General features: G+C 60.9%; 22 protein-coding genes. 5 read left to right on the top strand and 17 right to left on the bottom strand.

The features are described 5' to 3' along the window. Positions 1 to 677 precede the first annotated feature (677 nt). Entirely contained in the window at positions 678 to 2030 is a 1353-nt protein-coding gene (locus KDL09_RS07030; RefSeq protein WP_294383113.1) for a hypothetical protein, read from the top strand. Between the two features lie 39 nt (positions 2031 to 2069). Then, positions 2070 to 2462 carry a thioredoxin family protein gene (locus tag KDL09_RS07025; protein WP_294383110.1) on the top strand — a complete coding sequence of 131 codons (393 nt, stop codon included), beginning with the start codon at positions 2070 to 2072 and terminating at the stop codon, positions 2460 to 2462. Positions 2463 to 2543: 81 nt separating this feature from the next. Here KDL09_RS07025 and KDL09_RS07020 read toward each other — a convergent pair whose 3' ends face one another. Continuing rightward, positions 2544 to 3569 carry an aspartate-semialdehyde dehydrogenase gene (locus KDL09_RS07020; protein ID WP_294383108.1) on the bottom strand — a complete coding sequence of 342 codons (1026 nt, stop codon included), beginning with the start codon at positions 3567 to 3569 and terminating at the stop codon, positions 2544 to 2546. 113 nt (positions 3570 to 3682) lie between these two features. Here KDL09_RS07020 and KDL09_RS07015 point away from each other — a divergent pair, with 113 nt between their 5' ends. Then, positions 3683 to 4192 carry an O-acetyl-ADP-ribose deacetylase gene (locus tag KDL09_RS07015; protein WP_294383105.1) on the top strand — a complete coding sequence of 170 codons (510 nt, stop codon included), beginning with the start codon at positions 3683 to 3685 and terminating at the stop codon, positions 4190 to 4192. Positions 4193 to 4197: 5 nt separating this feature from the next. Here the strand turns inward: KDL09_RS07015 and KDL09_RS07010 are convergent, their stop codons facing one another. Continuing rightward, positions 4198 to 4911, bottom strand: a complete 714-nt coding sequence (locus tag KDL09_RS07010; RefSeq protein ID WP_294383103.1) for an FkbM family methyltransferase — start codon at positions 4909 to 4911, stop codon at positions 4198 to 4200. A gap of 164 nt (positions 4912 to 5075) precedes the next feature. Between KDL09_RS07010 and KDL09_RS07005 the strand changes: the two genes are divergently transcribed. Beyond that, positions 5076 to 5540, top strand: coding sequence for a L,D-transpeptidase (locus tag KDL09_RS07005; RefSeq protein WP_294383101.1), 465 nt, complete (start codon positions 5076 to 5078; stop codon positions 5538 to 5540). On the opposite strand, the gene KDL09_RS07000 is transcribed toward KDL09_RS07005, so the two are convergent. The 11 genes from KDL09_RS07000 to KDL09_RS06950 form a co-directional block, all read right to left on the bottom strand. Next, entirely contained in the window at positions 5541 to 6410 is an 870-nt protein-coding gene (locus KDL09_RS07000) for an alpha/beta hydrolase (RefSeq protein WP_294383099.1), read from the bottom strand. It lies immediately after the preceding gene. A gap of 6 nt (positions 6411 to 6416) precedes the next feature. Then, positions 6417 to 7106 (bottom strand): DNA alkylation repair protein, encoded by a 690-nt coding sequence (locus KDL09_RS06995; RefSeq protein WP_294383097.1) that lies wholly within the window; start codon positions 7104 to 7106, stop codon positions 6417 to 6419. A 14-nt stretch (positions 7107 to 7120) separates the two neighbouring features. Beyond that, positions 7121 to 8383, bottom strand: coding sequence for a PQQ-binding-like beta-propeller repeat protein (locus KDL09_RS06990; RefSeq protein WP_294383096.1), 1263 nt, complete (start codon positions 8381 to 8383; stop codon positions 7121 to 7123). Positions 8384 to 8446: 63 nt separating this feature from the next. Beyond that, entirely contained in the window at positions 8447 to 9232 is a 786-nt protein-coding gene (locus KDL09_RS06985) for a hypothetical protein (RefSeq protein WP_294383094.1), read from the bottom strand. Between the two features lie 29 nt (positions 9233 to 9261). Then, a complete protein-coding gene (locus KDL09_RS06980) occupies positions 9262 to 9876 on the bottom strand; it encodes a hypothetical protein (protein ID WP_294383092.1) in 615 nt (204 codons plus the stop codon). A 6-nt stretch (positions 9877 to 9882) separates the two neighbouring features. Then, a complete protein-coding gene (locus tag KDL09_RS06975; protein ID WP_294383089.1) occupies positions 9883 to 11199 on the bottom strand; it encodes a PQQ-binding-like beta-propeller repeat protein in 1317 nt (438 codons plus the stop codon). Between the two features lie 47 nt (positions 11200 to 11246). Continuing rightward, positions 11247 to 13277: a PQQ-dependent sugar dehydrogenase gene (locus KDL09_RS06970; protein WP_294383088.1), complete on the bottom strand. Its 2031-nt coding sequence runs from the start codon at positions 13275 to 13277 to the stop codon at positions 11247 to 11249. A 6-nt stretch (positions 13278 to 13283) separates the two neighbouring features. Then, complete coding sequence (locus tag KDL09_RS06965) at positions 13284 to 14213, bottom strand: alpha/beta hydrolase (protein ID WP_294383086.1); 930 nt, start codon at positions 14211 to 14213, stop codon at positions 13284 to 13286. A 58-nt stretch (positions 14214 to 14271) separates the two neighbouring features. Then, positions 14272 to 15639 carry a sulfatase-like hydrolase/transferase gene (locus tag KDL09_RS06960; RefSeq protein WP_294383084.1) on the bottom strand — a complete coding sequence of 456 codons (1368 nt, stop codon included), beginning with the start codon at positions 15637 to 15639 and terminating at the stop codon, positions 14272 to 14274. Positions 15640 to 15670: 31 nt separating this feature from the next. Beyond that, complete coding sequence (locus tag KDL09_RS06955; RefSeq protein ID WP_294383082.1) at positions 15671 to 16444, bottom strand: glycosyltransferase family 2 protein; 774 nt, start codon at positions 16442 to 16444, stop codon at positions 15671 to 15673. Between the two features lie 66 nt (positions 16445 to 16510). Further along, on the bottom strand, positions 16511 to 17278 hold the full coding sequence (locus tag KDL09_RS06950; RefSeq protein ID WP_294383080.1) for a lysophospholipid acyltransferase family protein: 768 nt from the start codon (positions 17276 to 17278) through the stop codon (positions 16511 to 16513). A 56-nt stretch (positions 17279 to 17334) separates the two neighbouring features. Here KDL09_RS06950 and KDL09_RS06945 point away from each other — a divergent pair, with 56 nt between their 5' ends. Next, positions 17335 to 17775, top strand: a complete 441-nt coding sequence (locus KDL09_RS06945; protein WP_294383078.1) for a 3-hydroxyacyl-ACP dehydratase FabZ family protein — start codon at positions 17335 to 17337, stop codon at positions 17773 to 17775. Here the strand turns inward: KDL09_RS06945 and KDL09_RS06940 are convergent, their stop codons facing one another. The 4 genes from KDL09_RS06940 to KDL09_RS06925 form a co-directional block, all read right to left on the bottom strand. Further along, positions 17776 to 19923: a HAMP domain-containing sensor histidine kinase gene (locus tag KDL09_RS06940; RefSeq protein WP_294383076.1), complete on the bottom strand. Its 2148-nt coding sequence runs from the start codon at positions 19921 to 19923 to the stop codon at positions 17776 to 17778. A gap of 10 nt (positions 19924 to 19933) precedes the next feature. Further along, positions 19934 to 20620: a response regulator transcription factor gene (locus KDL09_RS06935; RefSeq protein WP_294383074.1), complete on the bottom strand. Its 687-nt coding sequence runs from the start codon at positions 20618 to 20620 to the stop codon at positions 19934 to 19936. A gap of 18 nt (positions 20621 to 20638) precedes the next feature. Further along, positions 20639 to 21799, bottom strand: coding sequence for a VWA domain-containing protein (locus KDL09_RS06930; protein ID WP_294383072.1), 1161 nt, complete (start codon positions 21797 to 21799; stop codon positions 20639 to 20641). 33 nt (positions 21800 to 21832) lie between these two features. Beyond that, on the bottom strand, positions 21833 to 22339 hold a 507-nt coding region (locus tag KDL09_RS06925), incomplete at its 5' end, for a hypothetical protein (RefSeq protein WP_294383070.1).

The following is a 22339-nucleotide window of genomic DNA, read 5'->3' as shown; positions in this document are numbered from 1 at the left end:
TTGGGTTCGACAGAAGTTCAGCTCAGGACAAGATGCCGAATGCTTGCCCCAGTTTCTTCGGGCCTATGCGCAGCCTTGGTTTGCATGCTGGCCTCCTGCTCTTCGCATCCATTGGCCAGCCCTGACATAGGTCGCGCACCTCCCCTCCTTGGCTTTCCGGACACATCTCATGGAAATGTGCGCGAGCGTTTGTCAGGGGACCCATTGGCCGGAGAGGCTGTCGAGCACATGGTCATTGCTTATGGCTCAGGCATGCATGGTTACGACTCGGTGTCCGTGGACTCGGGTGGAGATGTTGAAGTAGTCTTGGAGACACCCCCGAGAAACGGCCGCTGGCGGTTCTTTCGTGTCCACAATTCTTCCCTGGCTTCCTCCATCTTGCGAAGCGTGGCACTTCAAAAATGCCGCAAGCTCGCAAGCCGGTATCAGAACAACCTCAATGACGGCGGTCAGGCATTTCTGTGGATGAAAGCCCGGAATCGTGACCATGAGGTCTCCTGCAGCAACGTCTTCCCTCCCGAGTTCTCCCGTCTGTGGGAGGAGATCCGTCACGCAATCAAAGAAACCAAGGCCGGCGACTGGAACGAAAACAGGGGCGATCCCTTTGCAGTGTCTCAATCTGTGGACCGGCAGCGAGCCATGACGAAGACCGCTGCGCCGTCCAACGTATCAGGCCCATGAACGCTCAGAGTCTGACCTCCCGCCGCCGGTTCCTCGAAACGTCCGCCCTTGCCCTCGGCTCGCAATTGCTCGGCCAGGTGCCTGGTGACCGGCCGAAGCAGGATGCGGCGGTGAAGGTGCTTAATCCGCGGGGGCGGGTGCCGGTGAGCATCATCATCGATGATTCGACCTGCCTCGTGAACCTGAACAAGTTCGCCATCCCGCAGTTCGCGGTGGTGAATCCGGGCAAATACGACCACTATCCGTGGAAAAGCTGGCCCGATGAGATTCCCGACAGCTTTGTGCAGAAGTTTGCCGACTGGGCCGATGCAAACGGCGTGAAAGGCAAATACAGCATCGTGCCGTTTCCCGCCTGTGTGGGTCGACTGGACCGCGTGATCCCCGGCTGGACGCAAAAGGAGCTGGAGAACAGCATCAAGCTCGTGCGCGAACGCATCACGCCAAACTGGGACATCCATCCGGAGATGATCACGCACACGCGCATCATCGACACGAAGACCGGTCATCCGTATCCCGAGATCAGCCCGCGCTACATGGAGAACTGGGACTGGTGCAACGGACGCAGCGCCGATGAGATCGCCGACTACATGAGCTATGCGCTCACGATTTTGAAAAACATCGGTCTGTCGTGCGAAGGCCTCACCACGCCCGGTGGATTCGGCAGCAAGGCGCGTCCGCAGCTCGCGCAGGCGACGTTCGAATCCTGCCGCAGCGTCTTCAATGCCGAAATCCCGCACTACTTTCGCGATCTCTTCGCCAGCGGCGATCAAAGCGTCGCACCCATCGTGCAGAACGCGAGCGGACTTGATTCGGACGATCCGCGCTGCGTCGTCCACGTGATTGGCTGCACGGGAGATTGGACCGGCGGCTGGGATTGCGTGACACCGAAGGGCGCGGACGCCTTCATCACGGAGGATGGCAAAGCAGGGCGGCTGGTAGAAGTGACCCAGCGTGGCGAACCGGCGATCATCGTGTGCCACTGGACTGGCATTTACTGGAACGGTCTCGAAATCGGTTTCGAAATCTTCCAAGAGGTCGTGAAGCGGCTGCACACCACCTTCGATCATCTGCACTGGATGAAGCTCAGCGAGATTGCCCGCTACTGGGCGGCGAAGGAGCTCACACGCATCGAGTTCGATCCGAACAAGCGGATCGTCACGTTCCATGCACCGTTCGCGTGCGAGGAGTTCACCCTCGCACTTCCAGCGGGCATCGGGACGCCCGAGTCTCTCACCGAGGTCGATACCCGGCTCAAGCTGAAGCCGGCAACATGGTGTCGTGAGAAGAGTGCGACTCTGGTCTGCCTGAAGATGCCGAAAGGGAGTTCCTCGATCGCATTCACGATGTGATGATGCTTGCGATCCAGGCATGTGACCGGATGGTACCGCGTGAACAAGAACAACATCCCCCTTTGGATTGCCGGCGCGTTCTTTCTGTACGCGGGGTGGATCGTGTTCGACATGAACCGCCCGGGTTCCACCGTGGGCAGTGTGTCCCCACTGTCCGCCGTGCGCGCAGCGAAGGTGCCGGTGCTTGTGGAGTTCTATGCCGACTGGTGCCCGCCGTGCCGCGCCGTCAGCCCCACGGTCGATGAATTCTCGCGTGAGACGAAGGGAAAGGCGCTTGTGATTCGCATCAATATCGATGAAGACCCGAAGCTTGCCCGCGAGCACGGCGTGGGTCCCATTCCTGCCTTCATCGCCTACAAGTCCGGCCGAGAGACCGGACGTGAGGTCGGCGACATTCCGAAGGAACGGATGCGGGAACTGCTGGGGCTTTGAGAGCGCTGCTGATTGGACCCGCCAAAATAAAAGGGCGAAACCTCTCGGCTCCACCCTTTGCGATTGAGTTTTGAAGACGCCTTACAGAAGGCACTCGGCGATCTGCACGGCGTTCAGCGCCGCGCCCTTGAGGAGCTGGTCACCGACGACCCAGAAGGCGAGGCCATTGTCCAGCGCGCAATCCATGCGGATGCGGCCGACGGCGCAGTTGTCGCGGCCTGCGATGTCGAGGGCGAGCGGATACTGCTTGTTGGCCGGATCGTCGAGCACGTCGAGGCCGGGAGCTTTCGAGAGAACTTCACGCGCAGCTTCGACCGTGACGGGCTTTTCAAACTCGGCGCTGATGGCGATGCTGTGCGCACGGAAGACAGGAATGCGCACGCAAGTCACCGAGGCGCGGAAGTCCGGGTGATGCATGATCTTGCGGCCTTCGTTCTCCATCTTCATCTCTTCCTTCGTGTAGCCTGTGTCGAGGAACGAATCGACATGCGGGATGGCGTTGAAGGCGATCTGATGCGGATAGACGTGCGGCTTGCTGTCGAGCTTCGCAGCGTCCCAGGCGCGGTTTTGTGAGGCCCACTCGCGGGACTGGTTCGCCAGCTCTTCGATGGCCTGCGCGCCGGTGCCGGAGACGGCCTGATAGCTGGAGGCAAAGATGCGCTTCACGCCGAAGGCCTGATGCAGCGGATACAGCGCCATCAGCGAGATCGCCGTGGTGCAGTTCGGGTTCGCGATGATGCCCTTGTGCGACTTCACATCGGCGGCGTTGATTTCCGGCACCACCAGCGGTGTGTTCGGGTCCTGGCGGAAATAGGAGGAGTTGTCCACCACCACAGCGCCCGCCTTCACGGCGTGCGGGGCAAAATCACGCGAGATGCCGCCGCCGGCGCTGAACAGTGCGATGTCAATGCCTTGGAAGGAATCCGGCGTCAGCTCTTGGATGGTGACGTCCTCACCCTTGAACTTCAGCTTCTTCCCGGCGCTGCGTGCGGAGGCGAGGAGGGTAAGCTGGCCGACGGGGAACTGACGCTGTTCGAGGCAGCGGATCATCTCCGCGCCCACAGCGCCCGTGGCTCCAACGATGGCGACGTTCTTCAGGGTGCTCATGGTGTCAGGTTAGGGGGTGGTTGAAAAAGGGCCGCGATAGTAAGGGCAACCGGACGGGATGCAAGGCCGGGAAAGTCCCTTGCCCGGGCTGCCCGGCGTCGCGAGAATTCCCCATGACCACCTTGGAGGCCATCTGTGCGGACATCACCACCCTCGATGTCGATGCGATTGTGAACGCTGCCAACACCTCGCTGATGGGTGGAGGCGGGGTGGACGGGGCGATTCATCGTGCGGCGGGACCTGAACTCGTTCGCGAGTGCATGACGCTGAACGGCTGCCCCACCGGCGAGGCGAAGATCACCAAGGGCTACAAGCTCAAGGCTCGGCACGTCATTCACACGGTCGGTCCGGTGTGGCATGGCGGCGTCCACGGCGAGCCGGGACTGCTACGAGCATGCTATGCAAACTCACTGAAGCTCGCGGCGGAAAACCACCTGCAGAGCATCGCCTTCCCATGCATATCGACCGGCGTGTACGGTTTTCCGGCCGATCAGGCGGCGCGGATTGCGGTGGAGACGGTGCAGGAGTTTATGAAGTCGCCGGGAACGACGCAGAGTGTGATCTTCTGTTGCTTCAGTGACGAGGATCGAATGAGATACGACGCGCTTCTTGGCCTCACCTAAATCGCTCAGGCTCCAAACAGCAGGTTGCCCCACTTGATGTGGCCTTCCTTGGCGCGGGCGACTTGATACACTCCGATGAACTTGTAGCCCTGCTTCTCCATGAAGTTGAGGTAGTCGCCGCAGCGGCCGGATTCCTCCGCTTCCTTGCCAAAGGACACTTCGACATAGACGGAGAGAATTTTTTTCGCCTGGAGCAGGCCGATGGCTCCCTCCAGCACCTTGAAGTCAAATCCCTCGGCGTTGATCTTGAGCACGCTCACCGTTTCCATGCCGTTCTGCGCGCAGAAGGTGTCGAGGCGGTGCACGGGAACCATCTCGGTGTCGGTGGCGGTGCCATGGCGATGACTCCAGTCCTGATGGAAGGAATTCGACTCATGCTTGGTGCTCTTGAAAAAGGGCATCTCCGTATCCTCGGCACCAGCGCCGCAACGATGCACATGGAGGTCTTTGTGGAAGTTCACACGCTCCTTGATCTTCGGATGGAGATCCTGATTGGGCTCCAAGCAGTGGACGGGCAGATGGGGAAAGGCATTCGCGAGACGCTTGGTGGTCTGTCCGCAATTGGCGCCCACATCCAGCACGGCACCGGTGGCGCGTTCTCCAAGATAGCGCCGGATGTCCAAAACCCAGTCGTCTCCCAGAATGATCGGCGACCTCGTTTTGATGAGCTGGCGGTTCACTTTGGCCAGACAGCGATTCAGCAGAGCAACAAAAGTCATGGAATGATGAGGGCGAGGGGTGAGAACGGTGCTGCCTGGGGGGTCGGGCGGTCTTTAGTGACATGGCTTTGGGCTTCTGACAAAGCCAAATTGCAGGCAAAGAACCGCCTTCATCCGGGGCAAACGATGACTGGAGATGAAACGTCGAGTGGGTAGACTGCGGCATGGCTCACACACGCCCACAAATCGAAGTCAGCATCGGGACGCAGCGGCTGCGTTTGTGGGATGGCGAGCGCCTTGTTCGCGAATGGCCGTGCTCGACATCAAAGTTTGGCATCGGGTTCACCGAGGGCAGCAACAAGACGCCGTTGGGGCGGTTCGTCGTGAAGGAAAAGCATGGCGAGGACGCCGAACGCGGGACAATTTTCAAAGCTCGGAAACCCGTGGGACATTGGGAGCCAGGAATGGACACCAAAACGGATTTCGTCCTCACCCGCATTCTCTGGCTGCAGGGACTGGAGCCGCACAACTCAAACACCTACGAGCGCTACATCTACATCCACGGTACGAACGACGAGCAGAGCATCGGACGTCCTGCAAGCCATGGCTGTGTGCGGCTGCGCAATCAGGATGTGATCGAACTCTACGACCTCGTGCCGGAAGGAACACCGGTGTGGATCGGCGAATGATCAGTCGAGCAACCCGAGCGACTTCAGGAACGCATCCGTCTTCGTCATCGTGTCGTCGAAAAGTTCCTTCTTGCGCATGAGGTAGCCATGAACACCGCCTTCGTTGATGTCGAGCTCGCAGCGGTTGCCGGCCTTGAGCATGGCGTTGTGGAAGGCCTTGGCGCCGGCGAAGGGGGTCACGGTGTCGCCCGTGCCGTGGAAGATGAGCGTGGGCGGCAGACTGGCGCGCACGTTATGAACGGGCGAGAGTTCCTGCCAGCGCTCTCCGATCTTCGCCTGGCCGTAGCCTTGCTTCGAGGTGTCGATGACCGGGAACAGCAGCACGAGTGCATCGGGCGTGGCTGAAACCGCCAGATCATCGCTGTCTTCGTTCACCTTGTCGAAGAGGGCCGTGGCCGCGGCCAGATGACCGCCGGCGGAACCACCGCTCACGATGATCTTCTGCGGATCGATGCCAAGCTCGGAGGCATGCGCACGGATGTAGCGCACGGCGGAGCGTGCGTCCTTCACGCAATCGAACACCGTCACTCCGGTCTTTGTGCTGTTCAGGCGATACTGCAGGCTGATGCCGACAAGCCCCAGCTTCGCATAATGCGCGGCGAAGGGATACATACGCGGCGGCGCTCCGCCCGTCCAGCCGCCGCCGTGGATGATCAGGTAGCAGGCGCGCTTGTCGCCTGTTTTGAAACCCTCCGGTTCAAAGACATGCATCTCCAGTTCACGGTCGCCAACTTTCTTGTAAACGAGGACGCGCGACGGCTTCAGATCCTTCGCCAGCGTGTCCACCGCGTCGAGCGTCTTGGTCCTGGCGGCGGTTTGCGCGAACACGGGCGCGATGAGGGCGAGGGAGGCGAGAAAGATCAGCTTCATGAAGGGTCAGCAGCGGGTGTTTTTGCGTTTCGGCGCCACCGGCAGGCCGCGGCGGCTTTTGACAATGTACGATTCGGCATCGGGCACTTGGCAGTCGGTCTGGCCCATGTCCACCTCGACATGGCCGATCTTGCGGGCGGCGGCAATCGCTTTGTCCGCCAGCGGTGCCACGTAGGTGCCGCAGCCGATGACGAAGTTGTTCATCGCATAGCGCACGCGGTTCTGGGTGGTGCGAATCGTTTTCACGATGCGCGTGAGCAGCGCGTCGAGTTGCTTGATCGGCAGTTCGTCATCCGGTCTCACGCTCACGACAGACGACAGCGTGGCCCAGCCGGACACGGCGATGGGTTCCTTCGGTGAATCGACCCATTTCAACGCGATCTCGACGGCGTCTGGATGCTCGGCCGCGACCCACGGCACGGTACAGCCGGAGATCATGTGCCACGTCGCGCCTTTGACCCATCGCTCCAGTTCGGCACGCTTCATCTTGCTCCCATCCGCGACGAGCCCTGCGAGATACATCGCGTCCGAGTTGCCAGTGTCGTAAAGTTGCATCGCCAGTGCCTGATCACCTTTGATCTGCTTCACGATCGGCTTCAGATCGCCAATCTTCACACCAAACATCGGCTCCGGCGCGCCATGGCGCTTGTAAGTCTGCTTCGTCTGCTCGCTGCCTTTGCTGGCGAGCAGTTGCATGGTTTCATCGAGTGTCATTTGGTTCCAAAGCAATACGCGAACTTGTTCGAGCGCAGGAAAATGCGCCCATCGCTCACGGCGGGACTTGCATTGGCGACGCTGTCGTCATCGGCGATCACGTTGGTGGCGAGGAGTTCGAACTGAGGCTTCGCGGCGAGTACGTAGGTGCCGGTCTGGCGGCCCACGCAATACAGGCGGTCGCCTGCAAGCAGCGGTGTGGAATACCAGCGGTCGCGTTTCTGGCGCGAGGCGAGCGGCTGCTCGTAGACGACCTCGCCAGTCTTCGCATCGAGGCAGGTGGCGACCCCGCGGCTGTCGTTGATGAAGTAGAGATGACCGTCTTTGTACACGGGCGAGCCGACATTGCTGCCTTTCTGCTGCTGCCAGAGGAGGTGCGTGGCGCTGACATCGCCTTTGCCGCCCGCTTTGACGGCCTGGCTCTGTCCGCCGGGATGACCGATGACGAAAATGATGCCGTCATGCGCGACAATGCTCGGGCATAGCTCGGCCGCCCGGATGCTGTTGCAGCTCCAGAGCTCCTTACCGGTCTTTGGATCAAAGGCGCGCAGCTTGCCGCTGGCGTTGAGGACGAGTTCGTCGTGCCCATCGACCTTCACGATCGTGGGGGTGTTCCATGAGGCGGGGAAACCGGTCACGCTCCACATGGTCTTGCCGGTGTTGCGGTCGAGCGCAAGCAGTTGATTGCTCTCATGCGCGGCATTCACGATGAGCAGATCGCCGTAGAGGATGGGCGACGAGCCGACGCCCCAGTCGTGCGCCTTTTCACCGACACTGACGTTCCAGACGGGCTTGCCATCGACGGTGTAGGCAAAGACGCCCGCATTCGCCATGAAGAAGAACACACCCTTGCCATCGGTCACCGCCGAGCTCGAGGCGTAACCGTGCGTGGTGATGTAAGTGCCGGCATAAGGGGCGTTGGGAAGATCGGTGACGACCTCGTGATTCCAAAGAATCTTGCCCGTGTTTTTGTCGAGGCAGATCGCGTGGCGCTTGAGGTTCTTCATGTCACCGGGCTCCTTCACGTCGAGACCGTAGCCGCTGTAGCTGGTGAGGAAGATTCGGTCGCCGCTGACGATGGGGCTCGATGATCCCGGACCCGGCAGCTCGGTGCGCCAGATGAGATTCTCTTTTTCACTCCACGTCAGCGGCAGATTCGTGTCGGTGGTGACACCGTCCGCGGTGGGACCGCGGAACTGCGGCCAGTCGGCGGCGTGGAGTGATGCGGCGGCAAGAAGGAGAGGGAGGAGTGTGCGCATGTTGGTATCTGAACGCAAGCGGTCAAGGATGGCTTGCAGGGCGTGGAGAAACGCAACGGAGGCTCAACGCGCAACGTTCTGTTTCGTGAAGCTGCGGAAGTACAACTCGGTGAAAGCTGGGTCGAGCTTTTGATAGAAGGCGAGCGCGAGGTCCACCTTGCGTCGGATCTTTGGAAACCGGGCCGAGATTTCCCATAGGTTGGCATCACCGCTGAAAAGGAGGTTGGCCAGTGCATTGAAGTCGTTCTCCAGCGTCGATTGTGAGTATTCTTTGAGAAAGCCGATCTCGTGCAAGGCATCACTCAGTTTGAGGCCTGCCTTTTTCTGCTTCACGGCATCGACGCCGTTGCCGAGATATCGAAAACCCGGCGGGTTCACCGCCTGCCAGGCTTCCTTGTCGAAATGACGCGCGTGATTGCGCAGTAGAATGCTGGAGAACTCGGCGTGAAACACACTCTCGATGTGCGTGTCAGTGAAGCCCTTCTTCTCATCGCCGATCTTCAAATACACGCAGGTTCGCGAGTTGGTGCCGCTGGTGATGACGCCGCTGTATCGCAGTTCGGCGAGCACATACACCGCCTTCAGATCTGCCTGGAGAATCTGTGGCGGATACTTGGCAAGAGCGCGGCCCAGAATCTTCCGCACGCGTTCGAACTCTTCTTCCGGCAGTTCCTCACCCGAGGCCAGCACAGGTGACTTGCACCACGACTCGGGAAAAACGTCCGGACTCGCGGAGGCAACTACCCGCACAGGTGCTTCCATGATCACGCGCTCGTCCGCCGCTCTTGAAACAAGCGGCGTCAGCCAGACGGCTGATTGGAAAAAGATGGTTCGCAGGGCTCGGTTCATGACTGCTGCTCAGACCTATCATCGGTTCGCTATTCGCGCACACTAAACGCGGTCTTGATTTCGACCGGCCTGCTCTCTGCTGGTTCTTCATCCGCCGGCCAGTTCGTCTGGTAGTTGTTCTGGGCCTCACGCGGTTTTTCGAGCTGTTTGAAGATCAGCGGTTTCACGATCCACTTCACCGTGTAATCGCCCGGCGGCAGTTTGCCGAGGTTCACGGCATCCACCTCATAGTAGGTGAAGGTTTTGAAGTACTTCCCTTTCCAGACGGCCTCATGCATGGTGATGGTGAATTCAGTGCCGGTGCGCTCGATCTTTTCGATCCACACACGGTCGTTGTCATCGAGCTGGCGTGTGCGGAAGAGGAACCAGTTCTCATCCGCGGCGGTCATGGTGGGTTTTTTCTCGGACAATTCGTCGATCCAATCATCGAGCGACATGCCCTTTGGCTTCCGTGCGGGGGAGGGCGCGCGCAGCAGCATCGCCGCATCATTCCATTTGCCCGTGTCGCCGCGCACAAGCTGACGCTGATCGCTCAGCGTGCCGCGTTCGGAGCGATCCTTCACCGCTTTGAGCGTTTGCGATTCCTGGGCAGGCAACATGGCGCAGGCGGTCGCCCAAATGAGAAGGATGCGCGGGAGTTTCATGACGGATCATTTTTTGTTCTGCAGCCGATACAGCCACGAATACGTGCGAATGAACAAGCTGCCGCGTGCGATGGCCGGCGTGGCCCAGGCGACATCGCCGAGAGAGTTTTTGCGCACGAGTTTGTATTCCGGGCCGTCCTCGATCACCCAGGTGTCGCCGTTCTCGTTCAGCATGAAGATGTGACCGTTGTAAGCCCAAGGCGAGGCATAGAAGCGCCCGCCTTTCGTGTTGAGGCGTGTCTTCGGGATGATCTCCTCGCCCGTCTTCGCGTTGAAGCAGGCGAGCAGGCCGGAATCGTAGCAGACGAAGAGCCGGTCGCCGCTAATGAGGTAGCAGGGGTGAATGCTCGACCCGTGTTTCTGCGTCCACGCGATGAACTCATTGCTTGTCGCGTCGCCTTGGAGTGTGATGTCGCCCTTGGCACCGGGTTTGATCGCGTAGAGCGGCCCGTAGTGATAACCCGCTCCCGCATAGAGCAGTCCGTGTTTCGACAACGGCGTCTGGCTCACGAGACCGGCGGTGCCGCTCAGCTCCCAAAGCACGGTGCCGTCTTCCGGTGCATAAGAGCGGATCTTGTTCATGCCGATGGTCACCAGTTCGGTGCGCGCACCGCTTTCCCAAACGTAGGGCGTGGACCACGTGCTCTTCTCATCGCGCGACACGCGCCAGAGCGTCTTGCCGGTGAGCTTGTCGAGCGTTTCGAGGAACGACGCCTCATCATTGTCATTCTGGATGAAAATGCGGTCGCCGTGAAGTGCCGGCGAGGTGCCGGTGTTCCAGCCGTCGCGCATCGGATAGCTCGGCCAGCGTCGCTCCCAAACCTTTTGGCCATACATGTCGCAGCAAAACAGGCCGATGTTCGCGAAGTAGGCATACACATGCTCGCCATCCGTCACCGGTGTCTCGGAGGCGAAGGAATTGCGCGGATGTCGCATCTGCGGCGGGATGCCCTTGTGCGCTTCGAACTCCCACAGGATTTTCCCCGTCTCAAAGTCGAGGCAGTAAAGCATCCAGCGATGCGGCTCTTTCTGTTCGACGTGTCCGCCTGGATAGCCGCCCACATGCGGTGTCGGCAGTTCGGTTGCGCTCACGGCCGACGTCACAAAAACCTTGTCGCCCCACACAATCGGCGATGACCACCCCCAGCCGGGCACTTTCACCTTCCACACCACGTTTTCCGTCTCGCTCCATGTGTCCGGCAGCGTCGCGCCTTCACCAAGCCCGTCCGAGTTCGCACCCCGATACTGCGGCCAGTTTTCCGTGTCAGCACCGCCTGCCAGCACCGAAACCATCAGGGCCGTGAAGAGAAGCCATAGTTTCATGAGGTGCTTGGGTTGGAATGAAACGAAACCGGCTGTTGTGACGACGGTCAGCGGGAGGTTCTTTCCGCGTGCAGTGGCCCGATGCGTTTCGTGCCGACGACCATCTCGTCGATCCACAGCTTCTGCGCATGAGGCAGCAGGCCGGGGCCGAAGTAGGGAGCCATGAGGAACTGGTTGAACTTCATGTTGGGGAAGTCGGTGGAGCGCAGGATGATATTTGCGTGATCGATCACGAGTTTGCCATCGACCCAGCCGCGCACGATGCCGTCAGCGTTGGGTTTGTCGTTGGCGAGGTCGAGCGTGTTGAGTTTGAACTGCGCCTCGATGCAATGCCACGCGTCGTCGGTGAAGAGTTCGTCCGCGCTGTCGAACATCTGCCCGTTGTAGCCGCCTTTGAGCGGCCCCTGAGTCAGTCCATGCGGCGCGTCCTTGTTTTGAATGTCCTGCGCAGCGAGGCGCAGTTTGCCGTTCACCGGCTCGATGTAGAGCGTCAGATGACTCGCAGCCGGACCATGCCACTTCGTGTTCTCCGTGGTCATGAAATGCGTGAGATGCGGATGATAGCTGCGCCCGCTCCAGCCCCAGCCTTTCGACAGCTTGAGGTAATAGCGGATGAAAATCTCGTCCGCGGGCTCAAACAGGTGCCGTTTTGCCGATGATCCCGTCACGCCGCTGCCGTCGATCCACTCATACTCGATGCAGTTGCCGTGTCGTCCCTCAGGCACGATGCGCACGTCTTTGCCATCATACCAACCCCGTGAATCGGCCTGCGCATCGTCAAAGCCCTCGCTGAACAGCACGCCTTCGAGTTTGGGTTCTGTTTTGACGAGGCGCATCACACGGCCCTTCGCCATGTTGCAGAACAGCAGCTCGCCATCGCGTGGATCGACACCGATGCCCGTGATGGCGGGCTCGAAGGCGATGATTTGCGTCTCCCAGCGTCCTTCTTTCTCACGCGCAGCGATCACGCGGCCAAACGCATAGTCCGCGCAGATGTAGGCGTCTTCGAGTTCGGGAAACTTCGTGCCGTGGCAAACACGTCCACCGGTGATGCTCAAGCCCGTCGTGTGCGGATACTCAAAGATCGGATCGATGGGATGAAAATCAGACGGCGGTGTGTCTTTGCCAGGGCCGAGATCGAATGCGTGCAATCCTTCGCGATGACTCCAGCCGTAGTCGCCGCCTTTAATGATCAGATCGACCTCCTCGTAGAGATTCTGGCCGACGTCACCGGCGAACAACCGTCCTGTCGGTGGATTGAAGCTGAAGCGCCACACGTTGCGCAGGCCCGTGGCCCAGATTTCCGTGCGAACCGTGGCGGGATCGATTTTCTCGCCATGATGCAACGTGGCGCCGACAAACGGATTGTCCGCCGGCACCGCGTAGAACGCTTCGCCGTTCGCATCACGTGCGATGGCCGGATGTGGATTCGGCGGCAGGCTGCCGGATTTCTTGTCCACGTCGAGGCGCAGGATCGCGGCCTGGAAGTCCTTGTTGATGAAGCGCGCGTTGTTGAACGCATCCATCTGCCCGCCGCCATCGCCAACACTGATGTAGAGATAACCGTCCGGACCAAAATGCAGATCGCCACCGTTGTGATTGCTCGCGGGATCGCACTGTGTGATGAGAGGCTGCTCTTTCTGTCCATCGAAGCGTGAGACGCGTTGATGCAGTTGACCATCGATGCGCAGGCTGTAGCAGACGAAGAAGCGGCCGTTGCGTGCGAAGTCGGGATGGCATGCCATGCCGAGCAATCCGCACTCGCCCTTGTCATCAAGTTTGCCGTCGGACGGCTGCGTGAGATCGGCAAAGAGCTGCTTCTGCGGTGTCGTTTGATCCAAACCGCTGGTCACCTGGATGCGTCCGGTCTTTTCGACGACAAACACACGACTTTCGTCGCCCGGAACATTCACGACAGCGACCGGCATCGAAAACGTCAGTCCACCCAGTGCATCCTCCAACGCATACGCGAGCGGCGGCAGCGGTTCAGGCACGAAGACCGGCTTCTTGACCTTGGGCGTCTGCGCGTTGGCAAGGCTGCCGCAGAACAAGAAGGCAAGAACCGCGACGCGTTTCATGGCGGCTCACTTCGTGCCGAGCAGGTGCTTGATGAAAAACTCGTTTGCCTCCTGCGCGTAGCTCGCCTTTTCGTCGGCGTGGCGGATCGTGCATTCGATGCCGAGCCGGTCCATCTGCTCCTTGAGCTTGAGACCGAAGTTGATGTGATGAATGCCGGTGCCGGGCTTCGCATCCGGGGGCACGGGTCCGCGCGGCTCGTTGTAAAACGCATACACGGGAGGATCGTCTTTGGTCAGGTAGGTGATGGGCGCAGCCTTTTTAAACATCTCGCGCGCGGCGGGCGTCTCGTACTGGTCGCGCTTGAGACCATAGAAACCTTCGAGCGCCGGATGATTGGCCGCCGCCTCGCCGACCCATTCCTTGATGACGAAGGGGTCGTACGAGGTCTGCGCGCCGGAGACGGCCATGCAGCTCAGCCGTGTGGACTCGCGCAGCACAGGGTCAGCGTTCTTCGGGTCGGCCATGTCGTCATGGAAGCCGATCCACAGCGAAGTGCCTGCGCCGGCGGATCCGCCCGTCGCGCCGATGCGTGTCGGGTCAATGTTCCATTCCTTGGCATGATGGCGTGCGTACTGGATCGAACGCGCGCTGTCCATGTAGTGCGCGGGAAAGGTGACACCGGGCGAGAAGCGATAATTGATCGCCATCAGCGAGATGCCTTTGTCCAACAGGGCGAAGAGCGAGGCGGGAATGCCCTCCTTGCTGCCTGCGCGGAAACCACCGCCATGGATGAAGACGACGAGCGGTGTGGGCTTGTCGGACTTGGCTTTCCAAAAGTCGAGCACCTGGCGTTCATGGTCGCCGTAGTGCACCTTGACAAGGTCGGGCCTGGGCTTCGCTGTCTGGCGCGGGGCCTTCTGAGCGTGGCTGGTGCCGGAGGTGAGGAGGCTGACGATCAGAGCCGCCAGCAGAGGGAAGAGGCGATGCGTTTTCATGGAAGGACGCGTGGTTGGCCGCGGAGGGAACGTTGCGAAAAAGCAGGCCTGCGTCCAGTCACAAATCAGGATCTCCATTCTCGCGGCACCACGCCTGCAATTTCGCCTTCAGCTCTTCGAGCCGGGTTTGTTGCGCCGGGTCGGCGCTGAGGTCGCGGCGTTCATCGGGATCGCTTCGAAGATCAAAGAGCTGCTCGCGGCCGACCTGGGGATAGCGGATGAGCTTCCAGCGTTCGTCGCAGATCATGCGCTGGGTGTTCGTGAAGGTGCCGTAGGCGTAATCGTGGATGCGATCCGCCTGATGGCGCAGCAACGGAACGATGCTTCTGGCCTGCACCGTGGAGGGAATCGCAACACCGGAGAGATCGCAGAGCGTTGGAAAGATGTCGTTCAGGTTGATGAGCGCCGTGCTGCGATCGCCCTTCGGCAGGCCGGGACCGCAGATGATGAAGGGGCTGCGGATGCTGTGCTCGTATTCGTTCTGCTTGCCGAGCAGGCCATGGCTGCCGAGCGCAAGCCCCTGGTCGCTTGTGAAGATGATGATGGTGTCTTCAAACGATGGCAGCGCATCGAGGATGCGACCGAGGTTCGCATCGAGATCGGTGATCATGGCGTAGTAGAGCGCGAGTTCCTCTTTCACCTCGCTTTCGACACGCGGGATGGAGAGCAGGACTTCATCGCGGCCGCCGCGGTTACCGTGATCAAAGGGGTGGTCCTTCGCGAAGTTCGCCGGCAGCACCATCTTCGCCGCGTCGTAGCGGTCCTTCATGCCCGCAGGCCACATGCGCGGATCGTGTGGAAAAGCGAAGTTCACGTGCACAAACCACGGCTTGTCCTTCGGCGCGGTTTGAATGCCGCGGATGGCGCCGTCAGCGACATGCCGGCTGTTGTCCGGCTGCAGGCCGACGCCTTTGTCGAGTTCGGTTTTGTTGTCGGCGTCTTTGAAGGTCCAGCCTCGATAACCCGTGAGCGGACGACCACGGTCATCGATGTCCGGCTGCGTGACACCCTTCGCCCCGCCGCTGGAATAGAGTCCGCTCGTTGTGGTATAACCGCGCTGCATCGGATGGCCGTCGTTGTGCCACTTGCCCGTGTAGCAGGTGTGATAGCCCGCCTTTTGCAGTGTGCCCGCCATCGTGGCGAGTTGGGGATTCACCACGCTGCCCGGATACTTCGACAACGCCCTGAAGGCCGGGTTTCCCGTCAGGATCTGCGCACGGCTGGCATAGCAGATGGGATAGCCCGAATACGCACGTGTGAACGAGGTCCCCTGCGCCGCCAGACGGTCGAGGTGCGGTGTTTCGATGACCGCATTGCCAAGCGCGCGAATCGTGTCCGGACGCTGATCATCGGCGACGATGAGTAGAATGTTAGGCGCGGCGTGGAGGCCGGCACCGAAAACGAGAAACAGGAGCAGCGTTCGCATGAGATGAAAACGCCGCGATCTGTGCCGCCCATCAGTCGACGACGATATTTTTCAGCGGATTGCCTCCTCGAAGTGCGCGCCAGAGAAGAAACGGCAGACGCAGCATGAAGCTGATCATCAGACGCGCATGCATCCAGGTGAGCAGCGCATTGTCACGCACATAGCGAAATTGTGAGACGCCGCCTTCCGCCTGCGTGAGATAGCGCACGGGAGTGGGCACATTGATCGTCGGCACGCCCAGCCAGCACACGCGCACGGCCACTTCGGTGTCGAAATCAAAACGTCTTGCAAACCACGTGCTGCGGAACGCGTCCAGCAAAGCCTGCACGGGATAGACCCGCATGCCAAAGAGCGAGTCTCCGATGCCCCAGCCGAGTGTTTCGAGATTCGCCCATCCGTTGGAAATGCGACGGCCCTGCACGCGGAGTTGCGGTGCCTCGGGGCCGAAGACGGGTTTGCCAAAAAGCACCGCCTGAGGATGTGCCTCGGCGAGCTGCACGAACTTCGGAATCCACTCTGCCGGGTGCTGACCGTCGGCATCCATGGTGAGCACGTGGGTGAATCCTGCGGCTTTGGCGGCTTCGGCGCCGCGCAGCACGGCGGCACCTTTGCCACAGTTGCAGGGCTGTTTGATCAAACGCAGCCCGGGATGTGAGGGCTGCATGACCTCCACGGCCTTCTCGCTGCCGTCAGTGCTGCCGTCGAGCACCACACATACGTCACTCCAGTGTTCCAGCGCGTGAAGCACCGTGTCCGCCAGCAGGCGTCCGGTGTTGTAGCTGGGAATGAGAATCTGAAGCTTCATGCGCCGACAAGGGAGGCGTGATGGACACGATAATGCCCCCCGCCGCAAGTTGAAATCCAGCCCCGTTCAGGGCGTCGATTTTGGACTGTCGCCCAGCGCGTTCACGTACACTTCACGCAGACGCTCGGAGAAGGCCGTCGCGCCTTCGTCCGCCGGGCTGGCGAGCGGCTCGCCCAGCGTGATGCGCAGCTTGATCTTTTTGTCCGGCAGACGCCAGAGCGGCCAGCCTTTGCGGAGATAGTCGCTGTTCGTCTCGATGAACACCGGCCACACCGGAGCGCTCGATTGGGTGGCGATGATGCCGAGACCGCCCTGAAAGCTGTTGATGACGCCTTCCTCCTTCCGTGTCCGGGTTCCTTCGGGGAAAAACAGCAGCCGGTCGCCCTGGCGAAGCGCTTCGATGGAATGCTGCAGCATCTTGTGCGCGGGCTTGTTGGGAATGAAGCCCGCCAGCTTCGCTCCGCCTCGCAGGAATGGATTGTGCATGAGCGAGGCTTTCAAGATGCAGCGCAGCCCGCCCACCTTGGCGATGACAAAGACCGCATCCCACAGGGCCGGATGATTCGGCGCGATGATCAGCCCGCCGGTCACGCCATGCAGCCCCTCGAAGCCGACAAACTCGCATTCAAAGACCCCGCACAGACGCAGCATTGCGAGAAATACACGGAACGCCGCCTGCAGCATCTGCTGGCCGAGAGCGCGGGACGCCTCAGACGAAAGCAGGGGTGCGAGCACCAGTCCTGCCACGACAAACAACAGCCCGCCGACCGCCCAGTAGGCCATGCTCAGCACGAGCACGATCAGCAGCCATGCTCCCCTGAGCGCACGGTTCATGACCGGCGCGCATCTTGGCGATTGCTCTGACGGGGTTTCCTGAATAAGACCGGAGCATGCCACCGCCCGCCGATCTTGTTCAAGCGCTTTCCTCCCTGCCGCACGGTTTGGAGTTTCGCTTCATCGACGAACTCACTGAACTCGTCCCAGGCGTCTCCGCCAAAGCGGTGTGGAAGCTCAAGGGCGACGAGGAATTCCTGCGCGGCCATTTTCCGAATGCGCCGCTCATGCCCGGTGTGCTCATGGTCGAGGCGCTGGCCCAGCTCGGCGGCATTCTCGTGCAAACCCGCCCAGGGGAGGTGCCGCTGAAGAACCTTCGTCTCACCGCGGTGCGACAGATCAAGATCCTCGGCAGCATCACGCCCGGTCAGTCGATTCACATCAGCGGCACGCTGCAGGCCGTCATGGACACGCTCGGTCAGGTGGCAGGAGAAATACGCGATGATGCTGACAACGTGATCCTCTCTGGGACCGTCACGCTTGCAGGTGAGCGCTGATCACTTCGGAAGTCGCAGCACAAAGCAGGCGCCGTCCTTCGTCGCGGTGTCGAGCGTGATCGCGCCACCGAGCGCGGTCGCGAGACGACGGCACAAGGCAAGACCGAGTCCGACGCCGGGCGCTGAGTGGGCGGCCTGATCGGCGCTTTTGTGAAACGGATGAAAAATGCGCCGCCGTTCGCTGCGTGAAATGCCGCCGCCGGAATCGCGCACGCGCAGCATGGCGAATTTACCGCTCGTGTCGGCTTCGACATGTATCACCGGCTCCGCGGCACGCGGAGCGGCGTATTTGCAGGCGTTGTCGACGAGATTGAAAAGGATTTGTTCCACCGCCGCCGCGTCGATGTGCAGCTGCGTTTTGCGATCAGCGTCCGTGGCATGCACGCGCACCTCCATGCGGCAATCGTCAGCGCGCTGCTTCAGGCGCGGCAGGATGCGGTCCAGCAACTCGCCGATCGTGATGTTTTCCGCACGCGCCTGGCCGCTGCCGCGCTCGAGCCGCGCATACGCGAGCACATTCTCGACGAGATGACTCAAGCGTCCTGCTTCGCCGCTCAGGGTGTCGAGATAAGTCTTCCGCTGCGCTTCATCCGCCACCATGCCGTCCGCAAGCATCTCGGAATACAGCCGGAACGTCGTCAGTGGCGTGCGCAGCTCATGCGTGACGGCGGATACGAAGGCCGCACGTCGTTCGCTGAGCGCCACGGTGCCAAACAGCACGAGACCGACTGCGGCAGCCGCTAGAACCACACACGCGAGCGCGATGGCGAGCGACCGGCGCAACGGCGTCCAGAACGGCAATGGCGGCAACTGGATGACACCAGGCACCAGCCGCACCGGCAACGCGGCGAACCGCAGCGGATCGTCGGTGGGCCGTGTGCCGACGTTCGCATTGGCGGCGGGTTCCAGTTTGGCATCAGGAAACAGATCCGTGATCTCGCGCAGCCACGCGGCATGCAGTTCCGGCCAGTCCAGCCACACGCCCTGCACCATGCGAACGCCGTCCACGAAGGCCTCGCGCGTGAGGATGAGATTCTTACCGAGCCATACACCTTGGAAGGGCCGCGAACTGTTCGCAGCCGGCGTGCTTTTGCGTGAGGCAATCGCCTTGTCCATGGGCGCACCGCCACCGGCGGAGACATCGGCCTGGGCTCCTCCAAAGGGATCCGCCGCGGCGAGAGACGGCATCGCGCTCGCAGCGGCCGGAGGTGGCGCTGGGACCATCGCCACGGCGCCTGACTCCATCTTCGCTTCCGCCTTCTTCATGGCGAACGCTTCTTTGGCATCGACCGTCTCGGCTTTCGTGACGGGTTTGGCGGGGGCTTCCTTCATCTTGATCGTCGGCTGCTGCTTGATCGCCTCCTCAGCCTGGGCATTGACCGCACGATTTCGAAATGAGTTTTCTGCGATGTTGTAAAGGGACTGCTGCTGCGCCACCTGCCCTTGCTGCACCGCCCACGCCGCATGCCGAGGAAGGTTGGCATCACTTGCGTCCAGTTGCTGCTGCGTGTCGTCGAGGTCGAACGCGTTCACACAGGCCGCTTCCGTCAGCAAACGGCGATTGAGAACCGGTGGCGCCGCCGGTTCGGCCACCGGAGAGCGACGCAGGTTCCATGACGACACGGAAACCTTGTCCTGAGGTGTGATCGGATTCGACGGCTGTGCCAACAGTTCGCGCAGACCACTCAGACGCTGCTCGCTGCGTGTGAGATCGTCCGCGTTGATGAACTGAGCCAGCGCCAGCACGCGTTCGTCATTTTGAGGCACCTGCGGCGACATCACCTGGCCGCGGGCGTCCATCTGGAAATGCAGCAGCACATGCTCCGGCACCTCGGCCAGCAAGGGCGATGGCACGAGCACGTCGCCTTTCGCCACATTGGCGTAGGCCTTGTTCACCAGACCTTCTGGCGCGTGAAAGGGCCGGAAGTCGGTTGGCGGTCGTGCGTTCTCGCGCATCAGCAGCGCACTCGCCTGGAAGTCCAGCCGCCACAGCGCCAGCCGCACGCGCTCCTGCTGGTCCGCATCCCTGGCCGCCTCTTCACGCGTGCGCTCCAGCGCCAGCGTGTGCCAGCTCACCCACGCCATCGCCGCGAGCAGCAGCCCGAAGCAGGCGAGGAAGGTGATCCAGATGTGGAGTGGTTTGCGCATGACGGTGATTTCACACGAGCTGGTAGCCTTTGCCGCGAACAGTGACGATCATCTGAGGTGATTCGGCATCGTCGCGGAGTTTGTGACGCAGATTGGCGATGTGCATGTCCACGGTACGTGTCTCGGTCTGCTTGTTGTCGATGTGCCACACGCGTTGCAGCAGTTCTTCGCGCGAAACGGGGCGCCCGCGGTTCAAGGCGAGGTAGCGCAACACATCGCGCTCACGCTCGGAGAGCTCGGCACGGTCGCCATTCTCGAAGCGCGCTTCGCTCTGGCCGAAATCGATGGTCGCCACGGCCAGCGCGAGCGTTTCACTCACCGGCTGGCGTTCCGGGGCGCGGCGCAGCACGGCTTCGACACGGGCGAGCAATTCACGCACGCTGAAGGGTTTCACGACGTAGTCGTCCGCGCCGAGTCGCAGACCGCGCACGCGATCATTCTCCTCGCCACGAGCGGAAAGAATGATCACCGGCGTCCCCGGTCGCTCGCGGCGCAAAGCCTTCAAGATGTCGAAGCCACTCGCGTGAGGCAGCACGAGGTCGAGCAGCATGAGGTCAAAAGTGGCGCTCAGGGCCAGCTTCAGGCCTTTGTCACCATCGCCCGCTTCAAGCGTCGTATGACCGGCGAACTTGAGCGCATCCAGGACGCCGCGACGAATCGCGGCGTCGTCTTCAACAACGAGGATGGTGGAAGGCATGGCGGAAGGTTAAAGGTTCTACTTCTCCCACGCGATGCCTTTTTTCTCGGCCTGCGTGCGGAGGGCCTTCACCATCGCGGTGTCCAGCGTGTCGGTCTTGGCGGACTCCTTGCGCTTGGCGCTGACGTAGGCTTCGCGTTCCTTGTTCAAGGTGAGAACCTTTTTCTGAATCTCGTCACGCTCGGCGGTTTTCTTGACGATGTAGGCCTTCCGTTCATCGACGCTCATCTTTTTCATCTCTTCGGGAAGATCGGCTTCCTTGACCTTGCTGATGTCGAAGTCCTTCTGCTTGCAGGCATCGACGAGGTCCCAGGCGTTGTTGCAATAGTTCGCGCTGGCCTTGCTGATGACGCGCTGCACCTGCGCGCCGGATTCGGCTTTCGCGGCAGCATTGCTGTCCTGCATGGACTGCCGCATTTTGCTTTCTGCTGCTTTACTGCCGTAGGAGATGTAAGTCTTGTTCAGCTCCTCGTTGAGCTTCACGATTTCCTTGTCCTGCGGTGCCTCGATGTGAACGATGGCCTGGTTCTGGTCGATCACGAGGTATTTGCCGTCGGCGAGCAGCGCTCCTTGATTCCAATTCCCGGCGATGCCCTGGGATTCGCTGCCGCAGTGGATCGTGTTCACGATGATGCCCTTCGCGATGGCGTTCTGGCAGCTTTTCTTGGAATCAACAGGCCCTTGGGTGAAGGGTTCGTTGCCGGCGATGAAGATCGCTTTGTACACCTTCGGATTCGCATCCCAGGCGAGGTCTTGGGTGGCACGCTGAATCACGGCGCCGCAGTATTCGTCGCCGCCGTTCGTTGTGAGGGCGAAAAGGTCTTCGGAGATCTTGTCCAGATCACGCGTGAGCGGCTGAATCTGCCGGATCCAGTTCTCTTCCGCGCGCAGCGAAGACTTGCCATACTCATAGAGCGCCACCTGAACGATCGGCGTTTTGCCGTCCTGCTTGGCTGTGATGAATTCGTTCACAAGCTTCCAGAGCTGAGTCTTCGCCTGCTCGATGAGGCCGCTCATGCTGCTGCTGGTGTCGAGCAAAACGGCGATCTGCACGACGGGTGTGTCGGGCGTGGCATTGACCACGGCGACTTCCGCCACGGGTGCGGGATTTGGGATTTCCTTGGCGGTGGCGATGCACGCGGTCAGGGCCGCGGCAGTGAGGATGTGTTTGGTTTTCATGGATGTGTGGGTGTGTTGGGATGGGAAAAAGATTCAGCGGACCAGCACGATCTGGCCGCGATGCTCGAGAAGCAGTTCGCCACGCAGCGCGAGGAGGCCCTGCCGGTTGTCGGCGGCGAGTTCGTCCACGAGGCGGCCAAACTCGGTGCTCCCGATCTCGACGGTGCGGTCCGGCGCACGCTCGGCCTTGGCGGCGTTCGCATCGGTCCAGCGATTGCCTTTGTTAAACAGGGCGCCGGCCTGACACTGCTGCACGCTCGTGATCTCGACAGCTTCCATCTTGGCATCAAGGTAGCGGTTGCGGACGTTTAGCTGCTTCGACTCGGCCGATCGCTTCAGGTTCTCCGATTGCGACACGGAGGCAGCTCCGCTGCGCGTTTTCATCGCCTTGTCGTTGTAAACGCTATTGGCACGAGCTGCATTGGCCGGTGCGGCCGCGAGCGAGGTTCCTTCCTCGGCGAGGAAGGCGGTGTATTCGGTCAAAATGCCGAACTGCGTCGAGAGACGGACGATTTCATTCACCAACTCGGTGGTGTTCGC

Origin of the sequence: Prosthecobacter sp. (assembly GCF_020439865.1) — a bacterium.
Taxonomy (GTDB): Bacteria; Verrucomicrobiota; Verrucomicrobiia; order Verrucomicrobiales; family Verrucomicrobiaceae; genus Prosthecobacter.
Note: the sequence above shows the minus strand (reverse complement) of the source record. Positions and strands in the feature narration are given on the sequence as shown.